Origin of the sequence: Weizmannia sp. CD-2023 (assembly GCF_036225245.1) — a bacterium.
Taxonomy (GTDB): domain Bacteria; phylum Bacillota; class Bacilli; order Bacillales; family Bacillaceae_C; genus Weizmannia; species Weizmannia faecalis.
In genome coordinates, this window is the sequence record NZ_JARTJQ010000093.1 from 1 (window position 1) to 7,599 (window position 7,599).

At 43.8% G+C, this 7,599-nt stretch carries 9 protein-coding genes and 2 tRNA genes; 3 read left to right on the forward strand and 8 right to left on the reverse strand.

The window, feature by feature from the left end; all coding sequences use genetic code 11:
- Positions 1-745 precede the first annotated feature (745 nt).
- From P9687_RS13840 to P9687_RS13855, 4 genes are all read right to left on the reverse strand, one after another.
- Entirely contained in the window at positions 746-907 is a 162-nt protein-coding gene (locus P9687_RS13840; RefSeq protein WP_014097610.1) for a hypothetical protein, read from the reverse strand.
- Between the two features lie 308 nt (positions 908-1,215).
- On the reverse strand, positions 1,216-1,323 hold the full coding sequence (locus P9687_RS13845) for a YjcZ family sporulation protein (RefSeq protein ID WP_014097611.1): 108 nt from the start codon (positions 1,321-1,323) through the stop codon (positions 1,216-1,218).
- 698 nt (positions 1,324-2,021) lie between these two features.
- Positions 2,022-2,095, reverse strand: a tRNA-Pro gene (locus tag P9687_RS13850).
- A 196-nt stretch (positions 2,096-2,291) separates the two neighbouring features.
- Positions 2,292-2,468, reverse strand: coding sequence for a hypothetical protein (locus tag P9687_RS13855; RefSeq protein ID WP_230951780.1), 177 nt, complete (start codon positions 2,466-2,468; stop codon positions 2,292-2,294).
- A 419-nt stretch (positions 2,469-2,887) separates the two neighbouring features.
- Between P9687_RS13855 and P9687_RS13860 the strand changes: the two genes are divergently transcribed.
- From P9687_RS13860 to P9687_RS13870, 3 genes are all read left to right on the forward strand, one after another.
- A complete protein-coding gene (locus tag P9687_RS13860) occupies positions 2,888-3,823 on the forward strand; it encodes a polysaccharide deacetylase family protein (protein WP_026685174.1) in 936 nt (311 codons plus the stop codon).
- On the forward strand, positions 3,820-4,473 hold the full coding sequence (locus P9687_RS13865) for a YkyA family protein (protein WP_328228663.1): 654 nt from the start codon (positions 3,820-3,822) through the stop codon (positions 4,471-4,473). The genes P9687_RS13860 and P9687_RS13865 overlap by 4 nt, the downstream gene beginning before the upstream one ends.
- Positions 4,474-4,747: 274 nt before the next feature.
- On the forward strand, positions 4,748-5,071 hold the full coding sequence (locus P9687_RS13870) for a four-helix bundle copper-binding protein (RefSeq protein WP_179234535.1): 324 nt from the start codon (positions 4,748-4,750) through the stop codon (positions 5,069-5,071).
- A gap of 256 nt (positions 5,072-5,327) precedes the next feature.
- Here the strand turns inward: P9687_RS13870 and P9687_RS13875 are convergent.
- The 4 genes from P9687_RS13875 to P9687_RS13890 all read right to left on the reverse strand — a co-directional run.
- Positions 5,328-5,411 (reverse strand) — tRNA-Leu (locus tag P9687_RS13875).
- 151 nt (positions 5,412-5,562) lie between these two features.
- The gene (locus P9687_RS13880; protein WP_328228907.1) at positions 5,563-7,032 is read right to left on the reverse strand and encodes a sodium:solute symporter family protein; all 1,470 of its coding nucleotides are present in this window, start codon (positions 7,030-7,032) and stop codon (positions 5,563-5,565) included.
- Entirely contained in the window at positions 7,029-7,223 is a 195-nt protein-coding gene (locus tag P9687_RS13885; protein WP_179234533.1) for a DUF3311 domain-containing protein, read from the reverse strand. Before P9687_RS13885 ends, P9687_RS13880 begins: the two co-directional genes overlap by 4 nt.
- A 59-nt stretch (positions 7,224-7,282) precedes the next feature.
- On the reverse strand, positions 7,283-7,599 hold a 317-nt coding region (locus P9687_RS13890), incomplete at its 5' end, for a M20/M25/M40 family metallo-hydrolase (RefSeq protein WP_328228908.1).

Sequence of the window (7,599 nt, forward strand, 5' to 3'; positions counted from 1 at the left end):
AGACTCTAAGAAAAGCACGACGGTCAGAAGATGTGCCTATCTTAACGTAGGGGCGTTCTATGTAAAGGAAGACCGGCAAAAAGCGAGTCTAACTTAACGTAGAGGCGCTCTAAGTAAAGGAAGCCCGGCAAAGAACGTGCCTATCTTAACATAGAGGCGCTCTAAGTAAAGGAAGCCCGGCAAAAAATGTGTCTAACTTAACGTAGAGGCGCTCTATGTAAAGGAAGGCCTTCAAATTTTGCGTCTAACTTAACATAGGGGCGTTCTAAGTAAAGGAAGACCGGCCGAAAGCGAGTCTATCTTAACATAGAGGTGCTCTAAGTAAAGGAAGGCCGCCCAAAAGTGTGCCTATCTTAACGTAGGGGCGTTCTATGTAAAGGAAGACCGGCCAAAAGCGTGCCTATCTTAACATAGAGGCGTTCTACGTAAAGGAAGGCCGGCAAAATCTGCGTCTATCTTAACATAGGGCCGCTCTATGTAAAGGAAGGCCGCCCAAAAGTGTGTCTATCTTAACGTAGGGGCATTCTAAGTAAAGAAGGGCCGCTCTAACTAAAAAAAGGACGCTGAAATGCGCGTCTGTCTTAACATATTCCTGTGTAAAAGAAGCGTGCCAAAATCGCGCCAATCTTAATGTTGGGCCGTTCTGAGTAAAGGAACTTTGCGGACCGGGCCGATTTTTTTGCAAGAAGCGTTCAAAAAACCGTTGAGAATCGTCTCAACGGTTTTTTGCGGCAGCCTTCTCGCTTTACTCGGTTTCCCCGAGTCCGGTAACTTTGTTAATTACATTTTGGATTGTATCAGCCAGCCCTTCTTCCTCTTCGCTGCCGGTATTTTGCGACTGAACATTTCCTTCGAGCTGATTATTGTACGAGTAAGTATTGGATTTGTAACTTTTTTCTTCTTCCATTTTTATCACCTCCAAAACATAGGGTGTGTTAATCGGAAGTTTTTAAACCAATCTAAGGCTTCCCCTTTTTTCTATAGACGGAACTTGTATTCACTCAAAATACGCAGACCATTCCATCCTTGCTCCAATCGACTCTGCTCCGAAAAATTGCGCCAACTGCTTTTCATCCTTTTGTGGTTGCTTTTATCATGACATGGACCTCTCTGTTCAATGACAAAGTGAATAAAAAAAGAAGCGTAATGATACGCTTCAGAATGGAGGTTATTGGGTGGAGACGGAACTTTTTCTCTCTCGTTTGTTGATTCTGCTTAATATCCGGAGCCACCCATATAAAACGCTCCTACAATAATAAGCAGGATGAAGAGAACGACAATCAGGGCAAAAGATGAGCCCATGCTGTAACCGCCATCTGTCATTGACTTTCACCTCCTTTCCTTAAGATATCTTGCATTTTAAAATATGCTGTTTCAAAGAAAGGCGTAAAGGACAAACGTGAAAGGGATGAAGAAAAGGCGAAGTGGTTATTGTTTCTGGCACTACCAAAAATGCCGGCGTGGAAAAGGACAATTGTGATAAACCACTTCATTTTTCCTGATCGGCTTCATAATATGCCTCGGAACTGTAACGACATTTGTACGGTTCACTTCCACAAGTGGATGGATGATTGGCTGGAAACGCGGGACAACACGATTACGAACTACATATCTTGGTGCAGCAACCATTGGTCTGCAATGCAATTTACACACCTCCTCATCATGAACTCTCTACATTAAATGAAGGAATAGCTGGATAGGAATGGACAAACATCTTAATGAAAAAGAAATATACGTTTAGGGATGTATGGAAGGACAGAGACAGGGGACATTCCATCCGGACAAGCAGCAAGAGCAGTTAACACGCATAGAGCATGAAGGAATGATGTACTATAATGGGTGAAAAAATGGTTTTTTCATCACCATTGAAATTCTAATCATAATGGCTCTCTTTTTTTAATCCTGGCTTGTTAACGAACTGGTGACGGGAATGCGCTAACAACGGCAACTCACACCAAAAATCACCCGGCTGAAAACGAAAAAAACCTTGATGCATCCGCGATACATAAAGGTTTTTAGAGTCGGGAAGACAGGATTTGAACCTGCGACCCCTACGTCCCGAACGTAGTGCTCTACCAAGCTGAGCTACTTCCCGGTTATTTTATTTTTGCTTGCCAACTCCTTAGCTCTTGCTGACAAATATTATTCTACGACAATAAATTTCGTTTGTCAAAGCCTTTTTTTATTTTTTTTAAAGAAATTTTTTCTGGTCTGGTTTCGAGACGGCAGCCATTCCTTTTTCAACTGGAAAATAAGAAGGTTTGGCGGCTTGGAAAAAACTTAGAGGTATGTTATTTCCAGGAAAAAGGAATATCACCGGGAATCACCGCCGCCGGCATGATGTCGACTCCCGTATTTTCCATCGAAGCTAGCATTGCTTCTTTCATCGGCATTTCTTTATGTTGGATGAAGCGGTCCATTGAAAATAATGCAGCTAACGCCGGGCAATCCTGAAACTGAAAGGCCATAAAAATCATGCTTTTAAAATGGCCTTCATTTCATCACCTTCAGCTTTATCATTCGCCATGAGCGGGTTGCGCTGCCTTTTACAAACAGGCAGGGGGAAAGGCGGGAGGGTTCAGGAATAAGGGAAGGTGCTTAGAGTGGAACGTTTTTTCAAAAATTCTAAGGGAATAAAAACAAAAAAACGGCCGCAGCAGGCGATAAGCAAGAGCAGTGATATGACCATGCGTGTTTGAATCTGTCGAAATTTGTATGCAGCAAGATGTAGAATAAAATGATCAAACAATTAAGATTTTGTAGAGTATGGTAAAATTGTGGATATTCATGTATACTGAATCATATATGTTTGGTAGTTTTTGCGGATGATGTCGGAAGATGGCAGCGAATGAAAAATACGGTGAGCCTTTGAGCAGGGGAGAGAGATATGCGCGGCAGGAAATTAAATTTCAAGGGAAAAGTTGTGTTGGCGCTCTTATTTACGTTGATTGTTGTTGTTTTGGCCGGACTCGTTGGCAAAGGGGAAAAGATGTCAGCGAAAGACAAAGGAAAAGATGCACATGCTGTCTCACTGCGCACTTTATCTTTTTCGCCTGCGCCGATGACAGCGTTTGCGGGTTCTCCTTTATACAAATCGATGATCGGGCAACAGCGGCAGAAAAAAGAAGCGGAGAGACAAAAAGAAGTTGCGAAGCAAAACGAGAAAGATCTGAAAGAAAATGCCATTTACTTAACATTTGATGACGGCCCGTCGAGTGCGGCCAACCAGTTATTGGATCTGTTGGAAACTTATCAGATGAAAGCTACCTTTTTCATGCTCGGGCCGAGGATGAAAGAGCATCCGGCAGTCGTAAAACGCATGCTAAAAGATGGAAACGGGCTTGCACTGCACGGGATCACACATAAAGCAAGAACAATTTACAGCAGTACGTCCGCGCCATTAAACGAAATGGCTGAGGATCAAAGAATATTGGAAAACGTGGCGGGTGTAAAATCTTATATGGTACGCCTCCCGTATGGAAGTATTCCGTATTTAACAGATGAAATGCGCGATTTACTGGATAAAAGTGGTTTCCACATTTGGGATTGGAACGTGGACAGCAGTGACTGGGAATTAAAAAATGGACGCTATGTCCAGTATACGATTCAGCAAATCCGGCAAAAAAAACAAGCGGGGGAAACGCCGGTCATCCTTTTGCATGACAAACCGGAAACCGTTAAATATTTGCCGAAGTTGCTAAAGTTTATCAAAAAGCAGGGCTATAAAACAAAAGTGTTGACCAATGAAACGCCCCCGGTAACGTTTCCGTGTGAAGGCCGCTGTCACCCAATCCACCATCCAGTTGAAACGGGGAGAAGATGAGGGTGAAAAGATTTATTGTATTGGGAATGATGTTGCCGGGGCTTCTTTTGCTTCTTGCCGGCTGCCATTCAGACAAAAAACAAGCGGACAGCATATACGAAAAATTAAAGAAATCCGCCTCGTATGAAAAAGATTTTGTTGCGAACCAGGAGAAGCTGGACGAATACAAAGAAAAAGTGGCATCCGTTTATGCTGATCTAAACCAGCTTGAACTGAATGACGAAAACCGCCCGGAAGTGAAGCAGAAATTAAAAAAGGCGGACAACTATACCGAAAAGCAGCAGAAAGAGCTGCGGGAATCCAAAAAGAATTTTCAAAAGGCATATGAACAATCGGCATCTATAAAAGAGAACGTGGAGCAAATTAAAGATAGCGGGCAGCAGAAACAAGCACGGAAGCTGCTCACCATCATGGATGAACGTAAAAAATATATGAACACTTTTTTTGATGATTATAAAAAACAATTGGCGTTACAAGGCACCTTTTATGAAAATCTGGAGAAGTTCAGCCCGGATGAGTTAGACGAACAAATTAAAAAAATAAATGAATACAATGGGAAAATGGAAGAAACGATTCGCCAATTCAACCAGGATACGAAACGGTATAATCGCGAAAAAGATAAGTATTTTAAAAAAGCAGGACTTTATTAAATTGGACGCTTTTTTAAAAAGCCCGAGCTCGGCTTATGCCGGTTCTCGGGCTTCTTTTTCGGGACAGGAAAACGACTGTGAAATTGGATGATACAGATTGATCGTTTTCGATTTGGAGTAGAATCCTATATATTTTAAAAGAAATCTGCTTTATCGGTCTTTAATTAAGCGAAAATAATCATACATAAATAAGAAAATGTGCAGAAATGTTGCAGTTTGGATGTTCAACAGAACGGGCAAAAAATAGGGGAAGACAATTTGGAGGTGGATAAAAATGGGCACGTCCTATGAAGAATGCATCAAAGCCTGCCAGGAGTGTATGGAAGCCTGTAATCAGTGTTACAGTGCCTGTTTAAAGGAAGACAATGTGAAAATGATGGCTGGCTGTATCCGCATGGACAGAGAATGCGCAAATATTTGTGCTTTGGCATTGCAAGCGATGCAAAGCAACAGCCCGTTTGTGATGCAAATTTGCAATTTGTGTGCGGAAATTTGCGAAGCATGTGGGGAGGAATGCAGGAAATACAGCCATGACCATTGTCAAAAATGCGCCGAAGCATGCTTGCGCTGTGCGGAAGCTTGCCGGAGAATGGCCTGACACAAAGCCGGTTCCCTTATCAAAAAGGGAACCGGCTTTTAGCAAAATCAATAAAACGGGAATGATGTGTTTAAGCTTAAGCAAACGGAAGAAAATAAAAATTGGATCGCCAGTTTAAATCATGGATGGCCGGCAGAAAACAATTCGATGTATTTTTTTATATTTCTTGGTCTCCGGAACAATGCAGCAGGAAATTTAATATCAAAATAAAAAAGCAAGGATCCCAGCCATAAACTGAAACCCTTGCTTTTTGTGATGCGGATGAAGGGACTTGAACCCATACGGTGTTTCCACCACTAGAACCTGAATCTAGCGCGTCTGCCGATTCCGCCACATCCGCATTGTTTTGTTTTTGTTCGCCTCATCAGCGACAAATTTATTATATAATGCCCGGTTGAAAAAAGCAATACCTTTTTTAAAATTTTTTTGGATCCCTGGAAAGCTTGTTAAAAAAGGAGCCGTGCATGCACGGCTCCTTTTTGGAAAATAGTTTACGCAGCCATTTCAACGCTTTTTTGTCTGTCTCTTGTAAAAGCACTCACGGCAAAGGTTACAATCAGGTTCAAAACCATGGCGATGATCCCGGTATTTAAGTCTTTGACTGCTTGCGGCATAAACGGCAACAGCGTCGCAACCGTCTGATTCGTGATCGTCACATAGGAAACGACAAGTTCGCCCGCAACAATTCCGGCAAATGCTCCTGCTTTTGAAATCGGGTTATTTTTCATAAAGCTAAATACGATCGCCGGGAAAAATTGCGTAACCATGCTGTACCCCATCAACAGCAGGGCAACAATGGTTTGCCCACCGTTAAATGTGAAGTAGAGGGCAATTAAAGATACGACCGGAACCAAGTATTTGGCAACATTGGCCACTTGTGTTTCATTGGCGTCCGGCTTAAATACTTTAAACAAGTTTTTCGAAATCATCGTGGATGCGCTCATCAACAGCAGCGACCCCGGTACCAGCGCACATAACAGACCGGCAGCGCCGAGGACGCCGACAAACCAGTGCGGAAAGCTTTCAATAGAAAGAACGAGCAGCGCATTATCGGTTGCTGCTCCTTCAAGTGCCTGCTTCACAGCCAGAATCGCCGCAAAACCGGCAAAGAATACGAACAACAGGATCAACTGATACAGCGGAAAAATCACCGCATTGCGGCGGAACGTTTTTTCATTTTTCGCTGTAAAGGAGGCGGCAAAAGAATGCGGCCACGTGTAAAAACCAAGTGCCGTCAGCAAAACGGTCGAAATGAACCAATATACACTCATCCCTTGGTGCGGGAGCGCAAGAAAGCCGGGTTTTGCCTGGTCAATGGCATGAAACATATCTGAAAAGCCGCCAAAATAATGAACGGGGAGATAAATGCCGAGAAAAACGACGACGGCCAAAACCAATGCATCTTTCATGACGGATGTCCAGGCTGTTCCGTGTACGCCTGAAATCGTCGTATAAATGGTTACCGCAATCACGCCGATCCAAATGGCAACGCCGGAAGAAATTGAGCCGTAAGAAGCAATGCTGACGATACTGCCGAGCCCTTTTAACTGCAAAACAAGGTACGGGATCATGGCAATGATGCCGATAATCGAAACAAGGACACCGAGTGCGGGGCTATTGTATTTTTTCGCGAAAAAATCGGATTGGGACAACAGCTTATGTTCTTTTGCATAACGCCAAATGGCCGGAAGCAGCCAATAGGAAAGAACATAGGCCAATGAGCCGTACCAGAGTATATAAAGCGTTGGCCCTCCTTTGCCGTAAGCCCATCCGCTGCCGCCGAGAAAAGTGAAAGTCGTGTAAATTTCACCGGCACTTAGCAAGAATACAAACAGTGTTCCAAAACTTCTGCCGCCGGTTGCCCACTGTTCAAGGTTCATTTGCTTGCCCCGACGGGCCCGGATGCCAAGATAGAGTGACACTAGCAAAAATACGAGGATAACAAGGAGTGCGCTGTTCATTCGGCATCCCCCCTTTGGTTTTTCGGATCGGTTTTATAGATAATGAACATCACAACCGTCGATAAAACAACCCACAACACGGTCCAGAACATGATAAAAGGCATTCCGAGAATCATCGGATCGGTACGGTTGGCAAAAAACATGCCAATGACTAAAGCAAGAAATGGGAGTGATGCAAGGACAAATTTCATTTGAAAACCTCACTTTTTTTAGTGTAAAAGGCCAACCTGAAGGAAGCGGCTGATCCTTTTCAGGCAGTTAACGTCAGGCTGGCGGCGACGAACGCTTTCACCCCGTAAGGCAATACATCCTCATCCACAGTAAAGCGGGCGTGATGGTGGGGATAAACGATGCCTTTGCCCGCATTTCCGGCCCCGATAAAAAAGAATGTGCCGGGCGCCTTTTGCTGGAATCCGGAAAAATCTTCCCCACCCATGGTTGGAACGCCGTCTTGAATGGCATCTTCGCCAAATGCCTCAACCAGTACTTCACGCAGCTTTGCCGTGACTTCCGGATCGTTGATAACGGGACGATAACCTTTCACGTATTGAAAATCATAAGCCGCTC